Below are 20,313 nucleotides of genomic sequence, written 5' to 3' on the forward strand. Positions count from 1 at the left end.
CTCCTTTTGGATTGGTTCGTCAAATTAATTCTAAAGGATTTCAAGGTGTCTTTTCTATTGTTTTTCAAAATAAAAAAGATGCTGGTGTCATCCACCAACATCAAAAAGTATAGAGCCAAAAAAACAAGGACATCAATCGATGTCCTTGTTTTTTTGTGTTGTCGGAATATAAAAGCGACGTTTATCTAATCCAAAAATACTAGACGTATAATTTCCTGGATCTGTTTGCCCTTTAGCTGTCAGTAGCATTTGCATCGTAGCATCTAAATTATCGATTTGATGCAAGACTTCTGCTTCGATCAGTTTAGGACGAACCGGTGAGCCATATTCTAATAATCCATGATGAGACAATACCATATGACGCAATAATAAAACATCTTCGGTTGCCGGATCGATCGATAACGCGATACAAGCTTTTGTGATTTCTTCGTCGACTAATACCAAATGCCCAATCAAATTACCAGCAAGTGTATATTCAGTAGCAACAGCGCCACTTAATTCGATCACCTTACCTAAATCATGTAATAAGACCCCCGCATATAATAATGATTCATCCAAATCAGGATATTCTTTTGCAATCGCTTTGGCTAAACGTAGCATCGTCATCGTATGATACGCTAATCCACCATTGAACGCATGATGATTCACTTTTGCTGCTGGAAAAGTGAAAAACTCTTGATGGTATTGTGTAAATAAGTAGCGAACAATTCGATTCCAAGCAGGTGTAGTAATCTCAAAAAAGGTTTGACTAATATATGCTTCCATATCTTCTTTTGTTACTGGTGGTCGATCCATAAATAAACTTGGATCATTTGGTTCATCCGTCTTCGTCAATCTCAGATGAATGATCTTAACTTGAGGGTTTCCTTGATAGACTTCTCGTTTGCCATCTAAGCAAACAACTTTTCCGGCTTCAAATTTGGTGATTTCTTCTTCCGAAGCATCCCAGAACTTCCCATCGATCGCTCCACTTTCATCTTGGAAAGTAAACGCAATAAATTTTTTACCATTCTTCGCGACCCGGACATCTGCTTGCTTGATCAATACAAATAATTGAAACGTTTCATCAACTGCTAGTTCTCTTAATTTTTTCATCAACACGCTTCACTTAGAAGCTTGTCACATCCCTTCTGTGAGCATAAACACTGCTTGTTGCTCCTCTTGATAATAGCTTACCATTTCTCGGTCAGAAGACAAACAAATGACTTGGTTTTCACGGCCAAAATAAGCTAAAAGTTTAGCTAAATGGTATTTACGCTTGTGATCATAATGTAGCCAGCCATCATCGATGATTACTGGACTATGGCTAGCAGTTTGCATCGCCAAATAAGCAAATCGAAATGCCATGATCAATTGGTCTTTGGTTCCTGTCGATAACTGGTAAATGTCGTATTGTTCAACATGATCACGAACCAAGACACTTCCTTCATGAAATAAAACTTGTTGATAACGTCCATCAGTTAATAACGTGAAATACTCGGACACTTTTTGCATCAAGTGTGGAAACTGTTCATCAGATCTTGTTGTTGCAAGTTGAGTTAATAAAGCTGCATGAACTTTTTGTGCGGCCCACTGTACACTCATTTGCCGAACTTGATCTTCTAACTGCGTACGTTTTTGATACCATTCATCTAATGTACCGTCTTCTTGCAATTGCTCCAATTCTAAAGTAAGACGTTGAATCTTTGTTGTTTGTTCTTGCTGTTTTTGAGTTATTTCTAGTAGCTGCTGTTTATTTTGTGCGACTTTCATTTCCCACTGCGTTTTGGTTATCGTTTTAGGAAATAGCGGACTCAACATTGTGGCTAGTTCCTCTTGGCGTTTTTTATTTTCACGCTGGATCGTCCATTGTTTTAATAAAACAGGAATCTCGTCAACTTGTGTAATCCCTTGTTGGCTAAAATGGACGGTCGCTTCTTGTAATAGTGTTGTTTCTTGCTCGCGTAATTCTTTGATCTCTCGCGCTAATTGGATACTTGGATTTTGACTGCGTTCCAGTTTGACTTGTTGCATCTCTTCGTCAAAATCAAATAAACATTTTATTTGTTGATCCAACGAAAGTGTCGCAATTGAAAACCATGCGTAAAAGGGTTTTAAAGCACTCAGCGTTTGGGTTAATAGCGGTTCGATCTGTGCTAATTGTTCTGTGATTTGTGCATCTTGTTCAACCAGTTGTTGATAATCTGTCACAGCTTCTTGGTAATGTTGTAAGATCTCCTCCCACTGAGTTTGTGGTGCTTGATTAAAAAAAGGATTCAAACGATTAAAAAGTACGCTGATGTTTTGTTCCTGTGTGTGATGCTCGGCCACCAAGGCTGCGACTTCCGCTTGACTCTTGTTGCTTTCTGTTAATTTAGCCTGCCATTGTGCCTTTAAAAGTTCTAAGGCTTGCGTATTTGGTCGTTTGCGTAGAGTCGCTATAAAAAGAATCCCAGTAAGTGCCCAGATCATAATTGCCACCCAACTGTTCACGAAAAGAAACGCAAATCCTAAAATAATACCTAAAAGTACCAAGCCGATGTGTTTCATCGAAAGCTTAGCTGTTTCTGGTTCTAGTAAAACCAGTTGTTCTTCTAGTTGTGCGACTTCTGTTTCTACTAATTTTTGTTTTTCATGATACCAATTCAATTTTTCTTCCAAACGTATTTGTTGTTCTTGAAGTTGTTCTAGTTCACTAAGATCTTCATATACGCGTGGATCGATTGCTTGTGGTGGTGTTTTAGGTGTAAAATTCCACTGTTTTGCGTATCTTGATAATTGTGTCTTGATTTCTTGTTGTTGGCTCAAACTAGACGCTTCTTGTTCAAGCGCCTTCATGATCTCTAAATACTGAGACTTCAATTGTTTGATCACAGCTTCGTGATCTAAATAAAAAAAGTAACGTTCTGAAGTTTGATCTTGCTCTATTTTGGCAATCTGATCCGTCTTAAATTGAATGGCTTGTCTTAATACTTGATATTGCTGATAAATCTGTTCGATCTGTGCTTGCTCTTTCGCCGTTAATAATGTTTTATTTTGTTGCAATAGTTGTTGCCATTCTTCATATAAGGGCCAATTTAGGCGCTGTTGTTCCAAAATTTGCTGCGTTTGACGTAGTGTGACTGCTTCTTGTTCAAGTGTATGCATCGTCTGTTTCATTTCGCTGAGTTGGTGGTAAAGCTGTTGGACAGTTGATTCTTGTTGTTCTTTTTCTGTGATTTTTTCTTGCAAACCTTCTAAGGCCACGATTTTTTGATTTAAAGGCAAATTACGTCCTCGTGGTCGAAACAGTTGTTGACTATTGCGTTCTTCTTGTTTTACGACTTCGATCAATTGCTGACTCCCACTGATTCCTAAGGAAAGTAAAGCCTCGTGGAATTCTTGTTCTTGCAAATGATCAATTTGCGATAACTGCTCTTGTTGAAAAGTATAAATCTCTTGAAAGGTCTGTGGTGTCAAAGGTTCTAACAATTTTTCTAAGGCAATCGCAACTTCTTGATCATCGATAAACACTTTTGCTTTTCCACGATCGACCTGGCGAAAGCGTTCGATTTTGATGCATTGCTTGCGAGTATTCTCAAACCACAAACGCCCCCCATAAGCTGAACCGTCTTGTGGTGTATAGTCGCGTTTTTTAGCAGATTTTTTCGTAAAACCAAACAACATCGCATAGATAAATTGATAAAGAGTTGATTTTCCAGCTTCATTCTCACCGTAGAATAATTGGTTGTGCGCATCAAACGTCAGTGTTTTCTGGCGATAGTGGCCAAAACCAGTGATTTCAACTTTTAAGATACGCATCTTTATTCCCCTTCTTTCAATTGAAATTCTGCTGCCACCTTGCGATACACTTCTGTTAGAACATCCATTCGGAAGCTATCAGAAGAAACTAGACGACTTGTTTTGGTTTGCTTGCGTAAGTCTTCGATTAATGTTTCAAATACTTCCGGTTTGGATATCTGTTCAATGGCGATTTGAATTTGTGAGGTATCGACATCAAATGCAAACGTCACCTCATCTTCTTCGAGTACTTTGATCGCATAGATCCACTGTTGTGTTTTTTTCGCATGGCGATTTAGATACGCGATTACTTCTGCTTTTTCTTGCTCTTCTAACCAGTTTTTGGGCAATTGGTTGGTATCGATCAGTTGCACTTGATATAAAGTCGGTTTTTCTTGTTCTACTGGTTGATATAATAGATCTAAAGCACTTTTTTTATCTTGAATCGCTGCAAAAGAATATTGTTTTTTTTGCCATTGGGCTGCTGCAACCTCACAAAATCGATACTGTGCGATCTGCCCTTTTTGCAACGTTACAAGGACCACACCTTGAATCTGGTCTTCTTTTTGTGAATGCCCCATTGGCGTACCGGCATAAATAATCGGTGGCTGTTCCTGGAGTATCATCGGAACATGGATGTGCCCCAATGCCCAATAATCGTATCCTTTATTTTGTAATTCACCTAGTTGAAATGGTGCGTAGCGTGTACTGCCCATTTCCCCATGATACATTGCAATATGATAATCTTCAGTTCCACGATTGGGATACTCATGAACTTTTTTGGTATCGATCCATTGGTTCGTATAACTAAATGCACTGATATGACAGTGTTCTGCATCTTTTTTAAAGATCATTGTCTGGATTTGTTCAGTAGTAAAGAGATGAACATTTTCTGGGAAATCAAACCAATAGCGTGTCGCATCATAAAAATCGTGATTCCCAAAAGCTAAATAGACTTGAATCTGAACGTTTTTCAAACGTTCCATTTGCTCAAAAAATAGACGTTGTGTTTTTAATGTTGGTCGATTTTGATGAAAGGTATCGCCTACAAACAGCACAAAATCGACTGCTTCATCTATCGCTACATCAACGATATTTTTCAGCGTCTGTTCATTATATTGATAAAATTGTGCTTGTTCTTCATCGATCGCAGAGATCCCTTCAAAAGGGCGGTCAAAATGCAAATCAGCACAATGAATAAATCGAATCATACGCTTCACTCCTACTTTCCTAGTCGTTTTATTTTATCATAGGGTATCCGAAAAGTCAGTGGATAGGCGAAAGTTTGTTCGCTAAAACGAATGATGAAAGAAATGGAAAGTTTTAAGAAATAAACCGAATCATTCCGAGAAAAATTTCGGTAATGATTCGGCTTATTTTTAAAAGAGCAACTTCTAAAACACTATTTAGTCGTTTTTTAAAGGGTGTGACAGAAATCTGTCACACCCCTCTTTTTTTATGCTTCTTCGTATAATTCACGAACTGGCGTCATCACGATATTGTTCATATCGTTGATCAATACGCTAAATGCTTGTTCTGCTTCCATAAGATCGGCAATCGCATTTTGTGTTTGAATCGCTTGTGATAATTCTTGCGCTCTAGTCGCATCTTCTTCGGCCATTTCTTCGCCAGCCATCATTTTTTGTTGTAATGTTTGTTGGAAAAGTTGGAATTCTTTAAATAATGCGTACGCTTCTTCTTCCACCTTTAAATCTGCAAAAGCTTTTTGTAATGCTTGGTATTGTTCTGTCGCACGGATCTCACGTTCTAATTCGTTTCCGATATCATAAATATTTGCCATGATGTCCCTCCAATAATTTTACTAGGTTCATTGTAACATTTATTGGGTTTTCTGACAAAAAACCAAAAATCCACCTTGCGACTGAGCTACTATTCTTAAAGATTTGTTAAACTAAAAGAAAAGGGAGCGATGATCATGGGTGAAACAGAACGAATTGCACAATTAGAACAGGAAAATGCATATTTACGTTTAGAAAATGAGAATCTACACTTAAAACTTGAACAAAAAGGTCATACCAATGGCTGGATCTGGGCGTTGATTCCCATCACAGCGATTATTGTGGGTGGCTTTTCAGAGATTTGGACCAAAATAATCGATATCTTCTTTTAATTAAATCTAGCGGTGAAATATCAAAAGGGTGTGACAGATGTCACACCCTCTATTTAGCGTTCGCAATGAGATGTAGCTTCTCTTCGGTGACACGAAATGTCGTCCATTCATCCATTGGAAGTGCACCAAGTTGTTTATAAAATGCAATCGAATTGGTATTCCAATCTAAGACCCACCATTCTAAGCGTCCATAGTCGCGTTCTAGTGCCAGATTGGCTAAAAAGGCTAAAATCTGTTTGCCGATTCCTTGACCACGATACTCTTTTTGGACATAGAGATCTTCTAAATACAGACCAGGTTTTCCTAAAAATGTCGAAAAATTAGTAAAAAATAGCGCAAAAGCAATCGGTTTTCCATTGACTTCCCCAAAAATCACTTCTGCTTTTTGTTCATCAAATAAATACTTTTCTAGTAAGGCCTCTGTTACAACCACTTCATGCATTAATTTTTCATATGCAGCGAGCTCTTTGATAAAGTCTAAAATCACAGGTACATCTTGCCTTGTTGCAAATCGAATCGTTACGTTCATATCCCCCTCTCCTTTACGCTTAGTATACCAAAAACTCACTAGTGGGGACTAGTGAGTATGGGAGAAAGAAATGAAGAAAAAACTATTTGTTTGGGTATGAACCTAGTGTAACGTTTATTGCTTAACTCCAGCTTAATTAAAAAATGAGCAATCACTCGCTCATTTTTTAATGCCATAATTTATCCAAAACACCATTCCAAACTTTTTCAGTAGTATCTTTTAATACCTCACCTGCCGTTTGTAACCCTTCTTTAGTTTTTTCAGTGATCTCGTCGACGCCTTTTTGCCAAGAACTTTTAGCATCTTCCTTCGCTTTTTCTTCAGCCTCATTGACAGTCATCACGACACCATCTGTTTGATACGCATCCGCGACATCAAATGTTGAACCGCTCGTATAAGGTAAAATGTTTTCAGCAACTTTTTGGAAGATCAATCCAGCTACCGTTTCACTCGTTCCTTGTAAGTAATGTAACTCACTAGATTGTTCAAAACCTAACCATGTAGCGATCACTAGATCTGGTGTATAGCCGATAACCCATTGGTCGTTTACTTTAGACGCGTCAAAATTGGTTTCAGTTGTCCCAGTTTTACCTGCGACGGTATAGCCTGCTGGATCGGCTAACACACCTGTCCCATTTGAAAATGTTCCCAGTAAAATACTTGTCATCGCCGTTGCAATTTTTTCTGAGATGATCCGTTTTCCTTTAACAGAACTATTATCCACGATCACAGCGCCCGTTGAATCGACGATTTTCGTAATCAAATGAGGTTTGTAATACGTTCCACCATTGGCAAAGACGCTATAAGCTGCGGCCATAGTCAACGGAGATTCTCCATATTTCAAACCACCTAATGCTAAGCCCCAATATTTGTCTTCATCCGACAATGATAACCCGAATTCTTTCGCCTTATTAAATCCTTTATCTAAACCGATCTCATGCAATAACCAGACAGCAGGTAAATTCAAACTTTGAGCAACGGCTTGGTACATCGGTACTTCACCAGAATAAGTTTGACTGTAATTACTTGCTTTATAGTAACTTAAAGGCTCATCTTTTAAAATACTTGCTGGAGTATAGCTTGCTTCTAATGCAGGCGTATAGACCGCTAGTGGTTTAATTGTCGATCCCGGTGAACGCTTCATCTGAGTCGCAAAATTATACGCACGAAAAACTGACTCGCCTCTGCGACCGACTAAAGCTGTCACACCACCGTCTTTAGGTGACACAGCCACACTTGCCGATTGTACCATCTCGCCATCTTCGGCATTATCTGGAAAATAGCCATCAACAGTATACGTATCTTGCATCGCTTGTTGCTGATTTTGATCAAGTGTCGTATAGATCTTATACCCTCGATTTAAAATATCATCAGCATCTAGTCCATACTCTTCGACCGCTTCATCGATAACTGCATCAAAATAAGATGGATAGCGATAACTATCGTTTCCTGGTTGATAATTATCTCCTAATAATGAATCAAGTGGGATTGCCGCTTGCGCTTTAGCTTCTTCAGCTGTCAATTTCTGGTTATCGACCATCAGTTGCAAGACCGTATCACGACGATTAGTCGCATTATCTAAGTGGTCGATTGGATTATACAGCGAAGGTCCCTTAAGCATACCGATCAAGGTAGCCGCCTCTCCAGCTGATAATTCACTAGCATTCACACCAAAATATTTCTCAGAGGCATCTTGCACGCCCCAAACACCATTCCCAAAATAAGAAGTGTTGAGATACATCGTTAAAATTTCATCTTTACTGTAATGTTTTTCGATTTCAATCGCTAAAAAGATTTCTTTAGCTTTACGAGTAAACGTTTGATCCAAGGTCAAATAGGCATTTTTAGCCAACTGTTGGGTGATAGTGCTTCCTCCACCTCCAGAAGCGCCACGATTGATAACAAAACGTAATGCTGCCCGACCGATCCCTTTAATATCAAAACCATGATGCTCATAAAAATTGCGATCCTCCGTCGAAATCACACCATCAACTAGATAGGGGGACATTTCATTTAACTGAATGTAGGCACCTTTTTGTTCATATAATTTCCCCGCACTTTCGCCATCACGATCATAAATCAGTGTCGATTCTTTTAGTCCGGATTCTAATTCGGAGACATTGGTTGTTTTTGCAACATAAAATAAATACACACTCGTACATAAAATAGCAATCATACCTAGTAAGATCAATAGTTTATTAACATGATATTTTTTCCATATTCGTTTTCTAAAATGATGAAACCGAATCAAGTAAGGTTTACTAAATTGCCAACTCGTTTTACTCGCTTTTTTGACCCAATGATAACTAATGATTGCAGCTTCTTTTAGCCAGCGCCAAAGTTTGATCATCCATTCCTTAAACTCCATAGCATACCTCCATTATGTTACTATACATGACTTTTTTCTATCTGATATCCATCTTAAGACGGAATTTCTTCAAATCACATCCTAGATAGTGTATCATGAGTTTGCTAGAAAAAAATTGTTTTTTTGTTAAAAATACCTAAAGTATCTACGATTAAAACCGCTCTATGAAAGGAACAAACATGAACTATCAAATCAAATTACCTAGTGATCAACGCGTAATGACTATTCGAGAACTACTCGAACAAGAATGGCTCGTTCCTAGAAAAGTTCGTCATTTTTTACGGGTCAGAAAGCATGTAATGGTAAATGGTGAAGTCGCAAAATTTCATGAAGAAATCCATCCTCATGATACGATTTCGCTTGAATTAGCCGAAGAGGACTATCACTTCCAAGAGATTCCTTTAGGAGATCCTAAAATCGAAGTCTTATTTGAAGACGAACACTTACTGATTGCAAACAAACCATTTGGAATCAAAACACATCCAAACCAACCTGGTGAAACCGGTACGTTTTTTAACAATGTTCAAGCTTACTTAGCTCAAAAACAAGAGCGTGGCTATATCGTCCATCGCTTAGATAAGGAAACTAGCGGTGTCGTGTTATTTGCCAAAAACCCATTAGTTTTACCTATTTTAGGCCGACTTTTAGAACAAAAAGAAATCAAGCGAACATACCAAGCAATCGTCAAAGGAATAGTAACGCGTGATCAAACGATTAACTTAGCCATTGGGCGTGATCGCCACGACCGTAGAAAACGCGTTGTTGATCCACGAAACGGCCAAACAGCGATTACACATGTCAAAGTCATCAAACCATTAACGCAAAAAACTGCTCTAGAATGTCAGCTAGAAACAGGACGAACGCATCAAATCAGAGTTCATTTACAAGCAATCGGACATCCAATCATAAGTGATCCACTTTATGGAAAACCTGCTGATCGTTTGTATCTGCATGCTAAACAGATCGAACTGGTTCACCCTTTTACAAAAGAACATTTAAAAATCGAAACAAAGAATAGTTTGTTTTATGAATAAATAAAAAATGCCTGGACTTGTGGTCCAGACATTTTTTTATTTTGCTTTTTGATATGGCAGGGTATTTAATACATCCATTAATTCACGAACTTGACGAGTTTCTAATGTTCGCACGATGTCTTTGATTTTTGTTTGTTGAGTTGAAGTAATATATCCAGTTGTCATTCGATCAAATTTGTCTACCGCATCTTCCCAAGTAAATGGACGACATGGCATTCCAGGATAATCTTTCACCTCGTTTGTCACTGAAGTTCCATCTTTTAGCATAAGCGTCATTTTTGCACAAAATTCAGTTGGATACCGTTTTGTAAACTCTTCATTAACTTCAACTGTTACTTTTTGCATCAATGTTTGAACATCTTGGCGATTAATACGCTCAGGCGTAAATTGGGCTTGCATTACTTGTTTATCTAAAATCGCTACTGCTAATAGGTAAGGCAATGAATGATCTGCTTGTTCTTTAGTCGTTATTGCTAAATCTGCATTTCCATAGAGACCACCGCCAGCAAAGTCATACGTGATTTGTGGTACTTCAGCATTGATACGCGTAATGTTTTGCGGATCAATGCTTTCTTTTGCTAATAATTCTAAAATACATTCAATTGCCGATTGCGTATGGATCATCGCGACAAATTTCTTGATTGTAGATTCTGTCACTCCTTCATAATTTTCGTGTTCCCAATCAATATCTAAAGGTTTGCCTAATAAATTTTCGACTCCTTGTGGTCCTTCTACGATAGCTAGTGGTCCTTCAATTCCACGTTTAGCTAAATATAACGCATTAAACGCACCTAGAGCAGACTGTGCTGAAGCTAGTCCTTTCCATTCTGATAAGGGTTTTGAACGAATTCCTGCAAAAGATGCATCACTTGAAATCGCAATCGCTAAAGCATTGGCAATTGTTTTTTCATCCATGCCAAGTAGACGTCCAGCGGCTGCTGGAATTGAAAAGGCTAATTGTGCCGTATGATCGAATCCCTTAGTCATAAAATTACCTTTTTGTACTAAAAGAGTTTGGATCGTCCAACCGAGAGCTACACCTACCATCAATTCTTTTCCACTTGCACCAGCTAAATCTGCAGCCGTTAAAATCCCACCAAAGTTATCTGCCGTATGTGCAGTTTCCGTAGGTGCTAAAATATTATCCATTGCATCTACATAGCGTACCAGTGCCGTATGCCAAAAAGCAGCATAAACAGGACTAGAAGTACCACCTGCAATTAGGCTTGCTTGTCCACTTGGAGAAAATTCTTGTACTTGTTCACGACAAGCATTCACTGGGTTTGCACCCATGGCTGCAATTTGACAGCCAAGCGAGTCTAAAATATGAACTGAGATCTGTTTTTTTGATTCTGCTGATAACTCTTCATATTGTGCACGCAATGCATAAGCTGCAAGTTGTTCTACTTTTGTTTTTGTCATGTTTACTCTCTCCTTTATACGCCTAAAAGACTAATTACAATTGTGATAGTGATAATCATTCCAACCGTAGACAAAGCTAAGATTGAGGATGCTTCTTGCTGATATTGTTTATATTTCGTCGATAATAAAACAATCATCGGTCCAGAAGGTAATGCTGCTAATAATAACCCTTCATTAAAGGTAACACTTCCAGATTTAAGATGGACCAAAATTGCAATTGCGACAAAGATCAATGGCAAGCCAATATTTTTTAAAATCGTAATACATAGAACTTCCTTCGTTAATTTAAAATGATGAGCAGCAATTGTCATCCCTGCTACAAAGATCGCGATACCAGCCGTTGCTTCACCAATTAACGTCAATGAACTTGTAACAATTTTTGGAAAATCAATTCCAATAAATACACAGATAAATCCAATTAGCGGGGCCCATACAAATGGTGTTTTAATAATCGCCCGATACAACGATTGTCCAATCATTTTCCCAACAGAATCATGCTCTTTTCCTGTAGTATTTAATTTGATCACGATTGTAGCTAACGGTACGATACAAACATTCAATAAAAGTGAAATGATACTAACTGCTACATCGCTTTTCGTTCCGTAAATACTTCCTAACAATGCTGGACCATAGAAAGGGCCTGCTGAAAAAGCGACTGCTAATCCTGCAATGGATGCTTCTACCATGTTGCGTTTAAAACAGTATTTAGCGACAAATAATCCTAAAAAATAAGCTAAAAGTAAACTGATCAATAATCCAACAAATAAATCCATTTCCCCAGCCAATTGCACACGAGTGACACTGATTGTCCCAACAAATAAAGATGCTGGTAAAGCAAAGGTCAATACAAGCTCATTGATTACTGGAATAGCTTGATCGCTTTTTCCAAATGCTTGTTTTTTTCCAGCTAAAAACCCAAGTACTAAAACAAATAAAATAGGGAGAACAATCGTTAATGATTGTATGATATGGTTCATCCCCTCACAGCTCCTTCATGTAATTTTCAATTTAATTTACCATAGGTTCTCCAGCATTTTTCATTGATTCATCAAACAAAATTGTTAGAAAAAAAGAAAGCTGCGACTAGCAGCTTTCTTTTTAAGATAATAATTCCAATTCTTCTGTCGTCAATTCTCGATATTCTCCTAAAGCTAGATCACTAGGCAAGACTAGTTGTCCCATGCGGATCCGTTTTAAATACGTGACTTCTTTTCCTACTGCTTGGACCATGCGCTTGACTTGATGGAATTTGCCTTCATGTAAAACGAGTTCGATCTCGCTTTCATCAAGTGCTTCATCATAAGATAGAATCGTCAGTTTAGCTGGTAAACATACTTCTTTTTGATCGATCGTGAGGCCTTGTTTAAAGGCGACAACATCTTCTGGGGTCATCTGTCCAGAAACCTTGGCATAATAAGCCTTTTCTATATGTTTTTTAGGTGATAATAGTTGATGTGCTAAAGCACCATCATTGGTCAAGATCAATAGCCCCTCGGTATCTTTATCCAAACGTCCTACTGGAAAAAGATCCTCACGAAACACGTCATCGTCTAACAAATCAACAACGGTCTCGTCAAAATTATCGACTGTTGCCGAGATCACTCCTTGTGGTTTGTGTAAAATATAATAAAACTGATTTTGATAATGAACGAGCTCATCATCAAATAAAATATGATCGTTTAACTCATCGACTTGGGTTTTATCTGATTTACAGATTACACCATTGACTTTTACTCGTCCTTTTTTGATGAATTGTTTGACTTCTTTACGACTGCCAAATTCCATATCTGCTAAAAATTTATCTAAACGCATAGTTTCTCCTTTGAATGAAAAAAGCAGACATCAGGTGTCTGCTTTTGGATTATTTGATCCGTAATCGTGCACGCATGCGCGCCATACCTGGTCCAAGCAAGCGATCCGCAATCCGAATCTTTAAAGCAATGTAGATATACGTCAATGCGCCGATTCCGGCGACCAGTAATACTAAGATAAAAGCTGGTAACTTACGATCGATGGATAAAAATTGGCCGAAAATCAAGCGTGCCAAACCGGCAACCACGATTAACGCCAAAGTCATTATAAAAAACAGACCGATGCGTCGTATTGTTAGGCTAAGATTAAAACGTGTAATCTGATGTAATTTGTATAGATTCAACACACAGGTAACCGCTAAAGCAATCGTTGTTGCCAATAAGGGACCATATGATTCAAACCAATAAATAAAAGGAATCTGAATAACCAGTTTGATTATAAATCCAATGACTAAATAAATGACTGCAACACGATTTTGATAGATTCCTTGTAGCATACTCGCACTGAGCATAAAGAGTCCTAATACTAAACCTGATAAAGTCGCTTCAATCAATAGATTCGTACCAAATGGATCAGGACCATAAAATATCGTATTTAATGGAAAAGCAAGCAAGACCATACCAAATGTGGCTGGGAACATCACGAAAAAGTACAACTGTAAATTGTTGCTGATCAATTTAGCTAATCCTACTTTATTGTTACTTGCATGGTGTTCTGCAATCAAAGGCAACCCGACTGAAGCTAATGCAATCGCTAAACCAATTACCACCATCGTTAATTTGTCAGGATTGGCACTAAATAATGCAAATAAGCCAATTGCTTGATTATGCGTATAATTTGTAAAACTTTCGATCGTTTTAATAAACGTGTACTGATCGACTAATTTAAACAAAGTAATCCCTGAACCCACGATAATAAAAGGAATTGATTCATGAATCGTCGTCAGCAATAATGACTTCGTATCTAAAACGACATCTTCTTCACTGATTTCTGCACGAACATCCATTTTTAATTTTTCAGATTTAAAATAATACAAAAGAACCAATAGACTTGCCACAGCTCCGACAAATGCCGCTAAAGTCGATTGTGTCACAGCTTTGATATAATCGCCACTTCCTAGACGCATAATGATAAACGTAGCCAATAGCATATAAAAAACTCGAGCTACTTGTTCGACTAATTGCGAGATTGCGTATGGAGCTAGATTGTGCATCGCTTGAAAATAGCCACGAATAACACTCATCATCGGGATGATCAATAACGCCAAGCTCAAAGAATGCATCGTGGGGATCAATTCATCGCCGCCACCTGCTGCATGAGCTAAAAATGGGGAAAATAAGTACATGACTGCAGCACCGACTCCACCAAAAACTGCCATTAGTTGCAACGCACGGATGAACAATTTTTTACTCGTTCGGTATTCTTGACGTGAATTATGATAAGCGATTTGCTTAGCGATCGCAGCTGGAATACCTGCAGTAGAAATCATAATGAACAAGGCATAAACATTATACCCCATTCCAAATAAAGCATTCGCTTCTTTACCATAAGCACCCATCCAAAAATACCAAGGCAAAATATACAATGCACCTAATAAGCGTGAACCAATATTACCAAATGTCATCCAAGCTGATCCACGTGCCATTTGCTCCTCATTGCTCAATGGAGTTTCTTGGATTTTTTCATATTTTTCCATGTTCACTTCTCCAATTTCTTTTTACATTACCTTCTATTTTAATGCGAAAATGCTCAAGCCGCAATCAATTTTTCTAAAGGTTAATCGCTCTTAAGAAATCTGCCCTTTTGCTTCCTAGTCTTTCGGTGTATGATAAACTACATATACTAAATAAAGGAGTGCAACTCGATGTATCAATTAGACTTAGAGACGATTCAAACTATCTTACAGCAACATGATCTTTTAAAAGAAATCATCGTCGATAAAAATTGGCACTTTACATTACCAATCGAACAAAAAAATCAAACATTTACCAAACTATCCTATGATTCTAGACAAGTAGATAACCAAACCTTATTTTTTTGTAAAGGTGCAGGATTTAAAGAAGAATTTCTCGCTCAGGCTATGACAAACGGATTGACGACTTATATCGCACAATCTCCTTATGAAGTCCAAGCGCTCGGGTTTATCGTAACGGATATTCGTAAAGCGATGGCTCTACTCGCACAAGAATTTTACCAACATCCTGAAAAAAAATTAACCAAAATCGGGATTACCGGTACTAAGGGCAAAACAACCGCGGCTTATTTTTTAAAAGACAGCTTAGCTAAAGCGACGAATAATAAAGTAGCTCTGTTTTCTTCTGAAGAAACTTGTTTAGATGGTCATACCTACACTCGTTCACATCTAACGACTCCAGAAGCTTTGGAACTATATGCACAGATGGCGCAAGCTGTTGAAAATCAAGTCACACATTTAGTCATGGAAGTCTCTTCTCAAGCATATAAAACAAAACGGGTCTACAATTTGACCTTTGAAATCGGGGTCTTTTTAAATATCGGAACAGATCACATCAGTCCAGTCGAACATCCGACATTTGATGATTATCTCTACTGCAAACGTCAATTGATCCAAAATAGTCAAAAAATGATTTTGAATCAAGATATGGATTATTTTGATTTGCTAGCCGATACCTCAACGCATTACCATGTACCTTATGTTACATTTGGTCGTACCCAGACGGCGATGGTTCAAATCATGGATCATAAAGATACTAGAAACTTTGATCTACAAGCCAATGAGTTAGACCTGACTAAGTTAGAAGGAAACTATCACTTGGGGATTTTAGGAACATTTAATCACGATAATGCTGTTGCTGCACTTCTTGTGTTGCAATTACTTGATTTTAATCCTGAGATCGCACAACAGACACTACCAAAAACGGTGATCCCTGGTCGAATGCATGTGATCGAACGACCTGAACAACCACTTGTTTTAGTTGATTTCGCTCACAATTACTTGAGTATCCATGCCATCGGTGAACTGGCTCATCAATTACGTCCAAACGGTCGCGTTCTTATCTTGACTGGTAGTACCGGTGGGAAAGCCTTAGGACGTCGATCAGACATCGCCAAAGCACTTTCTGAAGTTGCCGATGAAGCAATGTTAACTAGTGATGATCCTGATTTTGAAGATCCATTTGCGATCGCTACAGAAATCAAAAAACAAATCACTAGTGATATTCCCGTTACGATCGAAATCGACCGTCAAAAAGCGATCGAAACATTACTGGAAAAAGCTACAGTACACGACATCGTAGCGATTTGTGGGAAAGGTACTGAACAGTCGATGAAGATCAATGGTCGCGGTGAACCTTATGCTGGCGATCTTGCGATTGCTACAGCTTTCTTAAATGCAAATTAATCGTTTTCTCACAAGCACTTTCTTTTGCTTATTGTTTGGAATCGATTATAGTTAAAGAGTACTAAAATTAAAGGAGTGTTGGATATATGAGTAAAAAAATGGGCGTTTCAACAGTAATCAACGAAGGCGGACGCGAAGGCGTTAGTAAATCATTAAATGGTGATTTTGAAGTTAAAACAACAGGTACTAATAAAGCAGGCTACACAAACCCTGAAGAATTATTTGCAGCAGGGATCGCGGCTTGTTTCAACGGTGCAATGGTATTTCCTTTAGAACGTGATGGCTTAGGCGATCGCAACCGCAGCGTGCGTGCTGAAGTAACGTTATTAGGTGATCTACCTGACTTCACGACTTTACATTTAGCAGTTAAATTAATTGGTAAAATCGATGGTCTTTCAAAAGAAGATACTGAAAAATACATGAAAGAAACAGATAGCATCTGTCCTTATTCTAAAGCGATCAGCGGTAACGTTGAGGTAACTTACGAAGCTGAAGACGGAACAGAAGCATAATACATTCTAAAAAAGCGCACCAGAAAGAATACTTTCTTTCTGGTGCGCTTTTTCGTATTAATTTGCGACGATATTAACCAATTTATTCGGTACAACGATCACTTTACGGATCGTTTTATCCGCGATTTGTTCTGCGATCGCTTCGTGAGTTTTCGCTAATTCTTCTAATGTTTCTTTTGATTCATTTAGAGAAACATTGACTTTAGCACGCACTTTTCCATTCACTTGTAAAACGATTTCGACTTCGTCTTCGACTAATTCTTTTTCGTCATACGTTGGCCATTGCACATAAGAGATGCCTTCTTTGTTGCCTAGGATTTCCCATAATTCTTCTGCCATGTGTGGTGCGATCGGTGCTAATAATTGTACAAAACCTTCGATGTATTCATAGCATAACGCATCTGTTTTATACGCTTCATTGATAAAGACCATCAACTGAGAAATCGCGGTGTTGAAACGCAAATGCTCATAGTCTTCTGTGACTTTTTTCACCGTTTGATGGTAGACTTTCGTTAATTTTCCATCGTTGAAGGTTGTGATGCGATCACGTAATTTACCCTCTTCATCGACGATCAAGCGCCACACTCGATCTAAGAATTTACGGCTTCCTTCTAGTCCATTTTCACTCCAAGCGATCGAAGCATCTAAAGGTCCCATAAACATTTCATACATACGCAGTGTATCGGCACCATAACGTTTTACTACGTCATCAGGATTGACCACATTTCCACGAGATTTCGACATCTTCTCATTATTTTCACCTAAGATCATTCCTTGGTTATATAATTTTTGGAATGGCTCTTTGGTTGGAACTGCTCCGATATCGTATAAGAACTTATGCCAGAAACGGGCATACAGTAAATGCAGTACCGCATGTTCTGCTCCACCAATATAAATATCGACTGGCAACCAACGTTCTAATTTTTTGTAATCCGCTAATGCTGTTTTATTATGTGGATCGATATAACGTAGGAAGTACCAAGAACTTCCAGCCCATTGAGGCATCGTATTGGTTTCACGACGACCTTTTTTACCAGTTTTAGGATCGACTACATTGACCCATTCTGTGATATTTGCTAATGGTGATTCCCCTGTTCCACTTGGACGGATATCTTTAGTTACAGGAAGACGTAATGGTAATTCTTCTTCTGGTAACGTAGTCGTCGTGCCATCTTCCCAATGGATCACTGGAATTGGTTCACCCCAATAACGTTGACGAGAGAATAACCAGTCACGCAAACGATAACTTGTTTCTTTTTTCCCGATGCCTTTTTCTTCCAACCAGTCAATGATTTCAGCAATCGCTTCTTCTTTGTTTTTCCCATCTAAAAACTCAGAGTTGATATGCGTACCATCTTCTGTAAAGGCTTCTTTTGTGACATCGCCACCTTCTAAAACGGGAATGATCTCTAGATCGAAGGTTTTGGCAAATTCATAGTCACGTTCATCATGTGCTGGAACGGCCATGATCGCACCAGTTCCATAACTAGCTAAAACATAATCCGCGATCCAGATCGGGATTTTCTTTTGATTTACCGGATTGATAGCATATGCACCCGTGAAGACACCTGTTTTTTCTTTGGCTAAATCGGTACGATTTAGATCTGATTTTTTCGATGCTTCTTCGATATACGCTTCAACTGCTTCACGTTGTTCTGGTGTCGTGATTTCTTTGACTAGATCAAGTTCTGGAGCCAATACTGCGTACGTTGCACCAAATAAAGTATCTGGACGTGTCGTAAAGACAGTAAACTCTTTATCCGTTTGATCCACCGCAAATGTCACGTTCGCACCGATCGAACGACCGATCCAGTTACGTTGCATTTCTTTGATACTTTCTGGCCAGTCGACATCTTCTAGATCATCTAATAAACGATCGGCATACGCTGTGATTTTTAACATCCATTGACGCATTGGTTTACGCACGACATCATACCCACCGCGCTCACTTTTACCATCGATGACTTCTTCATTGGCAATCACTGTTCCTAATTCAGGTACCCAGTTTACAGCCACTTCTGCTTCATACGCCAACCCTTTTTCGTATAATTTTGTAAAGATCCATTGTGTCCATTTGTAATACTCAGGATCCGTTGTATTGATCTCACGATTCCAATCGTAACTAAATCCTAATGAGTTGATTTGACGACGGAAGGTCTCAATATTTTTTTTGGTAAATTCAGCTGGATCATTTCCTGTATCTAGCGCATATTGTTCCGCTGGTAAACCAAATGCATCCCATCCCATTGGATGTAATACATTGTATCCTTGGCTACGTTTGAAACGTGCCAAAATATCAGTTGCCGTGTACCCTTCTGGATGGCCTACGTGTAGTCCTTGACCAGATGGATAAGGAAACATGTCTAAGGCATAAAATTTAGGCTTTTCAGGATTATCTTGGGTATTGAATGTGTGGTTTTTTGCCCAATATTTTTGCCATTTTTTTTCGATTTGCTCGTGATTAAAACTCACTATGGTTCACTCCTTCAAATTTTTTCATAAAAAAAACCCTATAAAAAGCCTAAACTTTTTATAGGGCGTCTCTTCTTGTTTACGCGGTACCACCTATGTTCTTTTTTAGCAATCTGCCAAAAAACTCGTAGCGATAACGGAACTACCGGAATTTCTTACTTGGTTTCAGAAATCACACACTCCTAGGCGAGTTCAAATCTTGCAGTACACATTTTCACCACCCATGTGCTCTCTAAGACAAGTCATCGATTCTACTATTCCTATTCTTCGTGTTGTATTCGATTATGCTTTCAGTCTATCAAATGTTATCTGAAAATTCAACGGTTTTACTTGAGTTTCAACACTTGACCAATAAAAATCGTATCAGAAGTCAATTGATTCATCTGCTTCAACGTTTGTAATGAAAGATTGTTGCGCTGTGCAATCGTCCATAAGTTATCACCACTGACCACTTTATACGTTTGACTCGATGTCGTAGTATTTGATGTTGTCGTATTTTGCGTCGTTTGATCGCTAGACGCTCTGACCGTCAATTTTTGCCCTACTAAGATCAAATCTGAGCTTAAGTTATTCCATGTTTTAAGTTGTGCGACACTGACACCAAATTGATTGGCGATCTTGCTTAAATAATCACCACTGACCACGGTATAGCTGCTTGCTGTTTGGTTTGATGTCGTAGTACTTGTTGGTTGGCTTGGTATTGTCGTATTTTGCGTCGTTTGATCGCTAGACGCTTTGACCGTCAATTTTTGCCCTACTAAGATCAAGTCTGAGCTTAAGTTATTCCATGTTTTAAGTTGTGCGACACTGACACCAAATTGATTGGCGATCTTGCTTAAATAATCACCACTGACCACGGTATAGCTGCTTGCTGTTTGGTTTGATGTCGTAGTAC

Annotated in this window: 16 protein-coding genes and 1 other annotated feature; of the genes, 4 read left to right on the forward strand and 12 right to left on the reverse strand. The window is 38.5% G+C overall.

The features are described 5' to 3' along the window. Window positions 1-132 precede the first annotated feature (132 nt). From ACWOEC_RS10745 to ACWOEC_RS10760, 4 genes are all read right to left on the reverse strand, one after another. Window positions 133-1,095 carry a 3'-5' exoribonuclease YhaM family protein gene (locus ACWOEC_RS10745; protein WP_297074437.1) on the reverse strand — a complete coding sequence of 321 codons (963 nt, stop codon included), beginning with the start codon at window positions 1,093-1,095 and terminating at the stop codon, window positions 133-135. A 24-nt stretch (window positions 1,096-1,119) separates the two neighbouring features. Continuing rightward, a complete protein-coding gene (locus ACWOEC_RS10750) occupies window positions 1,120-3,780 on the reverse strand; it encodes an AAA family ATPase (protein WP_455308137.1) in 2,661 nt (886 codons plus the stop codon). 2 nt (window positions 3,781-3,782) lie between these two features. After that, complete coding sequence (locus ACWOEC_RS10755; protein WP_455308139.1) at window positions 3,783-4,970, reverse strand: metallophosphoesterase family protein; 1,188 nt, start codon at window positions 4,968-4,970, stop codon at window positions 3,783-3,785. A 245-nt stretch (window positions 4,971-5,215) separates the two neighbouring features. Then, entirely contained in the window at window positions 5,216-5,560 is a 345-nt protein-coding gene (locus ACWOEC_RS10760; RefSeq protein ID WP_455308141.1) for a YlbF family regulator, read from the reverse strand. A gap of 135 nt (window positions 5,561-5,695) precedes the next feature. Between ACWOEC_RS10760 and ACWOEC_RS10765 the strand changes: the two genes are divergently transcribed. Then, on the forward strand, window positions 5,696-5,890 hold the full coding sequence (locus tag ACWOEC_RS10765; RefSeq protein ID WP_455308143.1) for a hypothetical protein: 195 nt from the start codon (window positions 5,696-5,698) through the stop codon (window positions 5,888-5,890). Between the two features lie 49 nt (window positions 5,891-5,939). Here the strand turns inward: ACWOEC_RS10765 and ACWOEC_RS10770 are convergent, their stop codons facing one another. After that, window positions 5,940-6,419, reverse strand: coding sequence for an N-acetyltransferase family protein (locus tag ACWOEC_RS10770; protein ID WP_455308145.1), 480 nt, complete (start codon window positions 6,417-6,419; stop codon window positions 5,940-5,942). 166 nt (window positions 6,420-6,585) lie between these two features. Continuing rightward, window positions 6,586-8,769, reverse strand: a complete 2,184-nt coding sequence (locus tag ACWOEC_RS10775; RefSeq protein ID WP_455308163.1) for a PBP1A family penicillin-binding protein — start codon at window positions 8,767-8,769, stop codon at window positions 6,586-6,588. Between the two features lie 197 nt (window positions 8,770-8,966). Here ACWOEC_RS10775 and ACWOEC_RS10780 point away from each other — a divergent pair, with 197 nt between their 5' ends. Next, window positions 8,967-9,821: an RluA family pseudouridine synthase gene (locus tag ACWOEC_RS10780; protein WP_455308147.1), complete on the forward strand. Its 855-nt coding sequence runs from the start codon at window positions 8,967-8,969 to the stop codon at window positions 9,819-9,821. A gap of 36 nt (window positions 9,822-9,857) precedes the next feature. On the opposite strand, the gene ACWOEC_RS10785 is transcribed toward ACWOEC_RS10780, so the two are convergent. The 4 genes from ACWOEC_RS10785 to ACWOEC_RS10800 all read right to left on the reverse strand — a co-directional run bounded on the left by ACWOEC_RS10785 (window position 9,858) and on the right by ACWOEC_RS10800 (window position 14,751). Beyond that, the gene (locus ACWOEC_RS10785; RefSeq protein ID WP_455308149.1) at window positions 9,858-11,243 is read right to left on the reverse strand and encodes an MmgE/PrpD family protein; all 1,386 of its coding nucleotides are present in this window, start codon (window positions 11,241-11,243) and stop codon (window positions 9,858-9,860) included. 14 nt (window positions 11,244-11,257) lie between these two features. Further along, the gene (locus ACWOEC_RS10790) at window positions 11,258-12,220 is read right to left on the reverse strand and encodes an AEC family transporter (RefSeq protein WP_455308151.1); all 963 of its coding nucleotides are present in this window, start codon (window positions 12,218-12,220) and stop codon (window positions 11,258-11,260) included. 121 nt (window positions 12,221-12,341) lie between these two features. Continuing rightward, the gene (locus ACWOEC_RS10795) at window positions 12,342-13,055 is read right to left on the reverse strand and encodes a pseudouridine synthase (protein ID WP_455308153.1); all 714 of its coding nucleotides are present in this window, start codon (window positions 13,053-13,055) and stop codon (window positions 12,342-12,344) included. Window positions 13,056-13,104: 49 nt separating this feature from the next. Further along, window positions 13,105-14,751 (reverse strand): putative polysaccharide biosynthesis protein, encoded by a 1,647-nt coding sequence (locus ACWOEC_RS10800; protein ID WP_455308155.1) that lies wholly within the window; start codon window positions 14,749-14,751, stop codon window positions 13,105-13,107. 168 nt (window positions 14,752-14,919) lie between these two features. Between ACWOEC_RS10800 and murE the strand changes: the two genes are divergently transcribed. Continuing rightward, entirely contained in the window at window positions 14,920-16,434 is a 1,515-nt protein-coding gene (gene murE, locus ACWOEC_RS10805) for a UDP-N-acetylmuramyl-tripeptide synthetase (RefSeq protein WP_455308157.1), read from the forward strand. An 86-nt stretch (window positions 16,435-16,520) separates the two neighbouring features. Next, a complete protein-coding gene (locus tag ACWOEC_RS10810; RefSeq protein ID WP_016185215.1) occupies window positions 16,521-16,946 on the forward strand; it encodes an Ohr family peroxiredoxin in 426 nt (141 codons plus the stop codon). Window positions 16,947-17,003: 57 nt separating this feature from the next. Here the strand turns inward: ACWOEC_RS10810 and leuS are convergent, their stop codons facing one another. Next, window positions 17,004-19,418 (reverse strand): leucine--tRNA ligase, encoded by a 2,415-nt coding sequence (leuS, locus tag ACWOEC_RS10815; protein WP_455308159.1) that lies wholly within the window; start codon window positions 19,416-19,418, stop codon window positions 17,004-17,006. A 58-nt stretch (window positions 19,419-19,476) separates the two neighbouring features. Continuing rightward, window positions 19,477-19,695: a binding site (T-box leader), on the reverse strand. A gap of 49 nt (window positions 19,696-19,744) precedes the next feature. Next, window positions 19,745-20,313 (reverse strand): LysM peptidoglycan-binding domain-containing protein (locus tag ACWOEC_RS10820; RefSeq protein ID WP_455308161.1); only part of this gene is annotated, 569 nt, incomplete at its 5' end.

This window comes from Enterococcus bulliens, assembly GCF_053761865.1.

What these genes read in the sequence shown, in the direction of transcription:
- ACWOEC_RS10745 (WP_297074437.1), bottom strand. Translation starts at nt 1,095, where the DNA reads ATGAAAAAATTAAGAGAACTAGCAGTTGATGAAACGTTTCAATTATTT.
- ACWOEC_RS10750 (WP_455308137.1), bottom strand. Translation starts at nt 3,780, where the DNA reads ATGCGTATCTTAAAAGTTGAAATCACTGGTTTTGGCCACTATCGCCAG.
- ACWOEC_RS10755 (WP_455308139.1), bottom strand. Translation starts at nt 4,970, where the DNA reads ATGATTCGATTTATTCATTGTGCTGATTTGCATTTTGACCGCCCTTTT.
- ACWOEC_RS10760 (WP_455308141.1), bottom strand. Translation starts at nt 5,560, where the DNA reads ATGGCAAATATTTATGATATCGGAAACGAATTAGAACGTGAGATCCGT.
- ACWOEC_RS10765 (WP_455308143.1), top strand. Translation starts at nt 5,696, where the DNA reads ATGGGTGAAACAGAACGAATTGCACAATTAGAACAGGAAAATGCATAT.
- ACWOEC_RS10770 (WP_455308145.1), bottom strand. Translation starts at nt 6,419, where the DNA reads ATGAACGTAACGATTCGATTTGCAACAAGGCAAGATGTACCTGTGATT.
- ACWOEC_RS10775 (WP_455308163.1), bottom strand. Translation starts at nt 8,769, where the DNA reads ATGATCAAACTTTGGCGCTGGCTAAAAGAAGCTGCAATCATTAGTTAT.
- ACWOEC_RS10780 (WP_455308147.1), top strand. Translation starts at nt 8,967, where the DNA reads ATGAACTATCAAATCAAATTACCTAGTGATCAACGCGTAATGACTATT.
- ACWOEC_RS10785 (WP_455308149.1), bottom strand. Translation starts at nt 11,243, where the DNA reads ATGACAAAAACAAAAGTAGAACAACTTGCAGCTTATGCATTGCGTGCA.
- ACWOEC_RS10790 (WP_455308151.1), bottom strand. Translation starts at nt 12,220, where the DNA reads ATGAACCATATCATACAATCATTAACGATTGTTCTCCCTATTTTATTT.
- ACWOEC_RS10795 (WP_455308153.1), bottom strand. Translation starts at nt 13,055, where the DNA reads ATGCGTTTAGATAAATTTTTAGCAGATATGGAATTTGGCAGTCGTAAA.
- ACWOEC_RS10800 (WP_455308155.1), bottom strand. Translation starts at nt 14,751, where the DNA reads ATGGAAAAATATGAAAAAATCCAAGAAACTCCATTGAGCAATGAGGAG.
- murE (WP_455308157.1), top strand. Translation starts at nt 14,920, where the DNA reads ATGTATCAATTAGACTTAGAGACGATTCAAACTATCTTACAGCAACAT.
- ACWOEC_RS10810 (WP_016185215.1), top strand. Translation starts at nt 16,521, where the DNA reads ATGAGTAAAAAAATGGGCGTTTCAACAGTAATCAACGAAGGCGGACGC.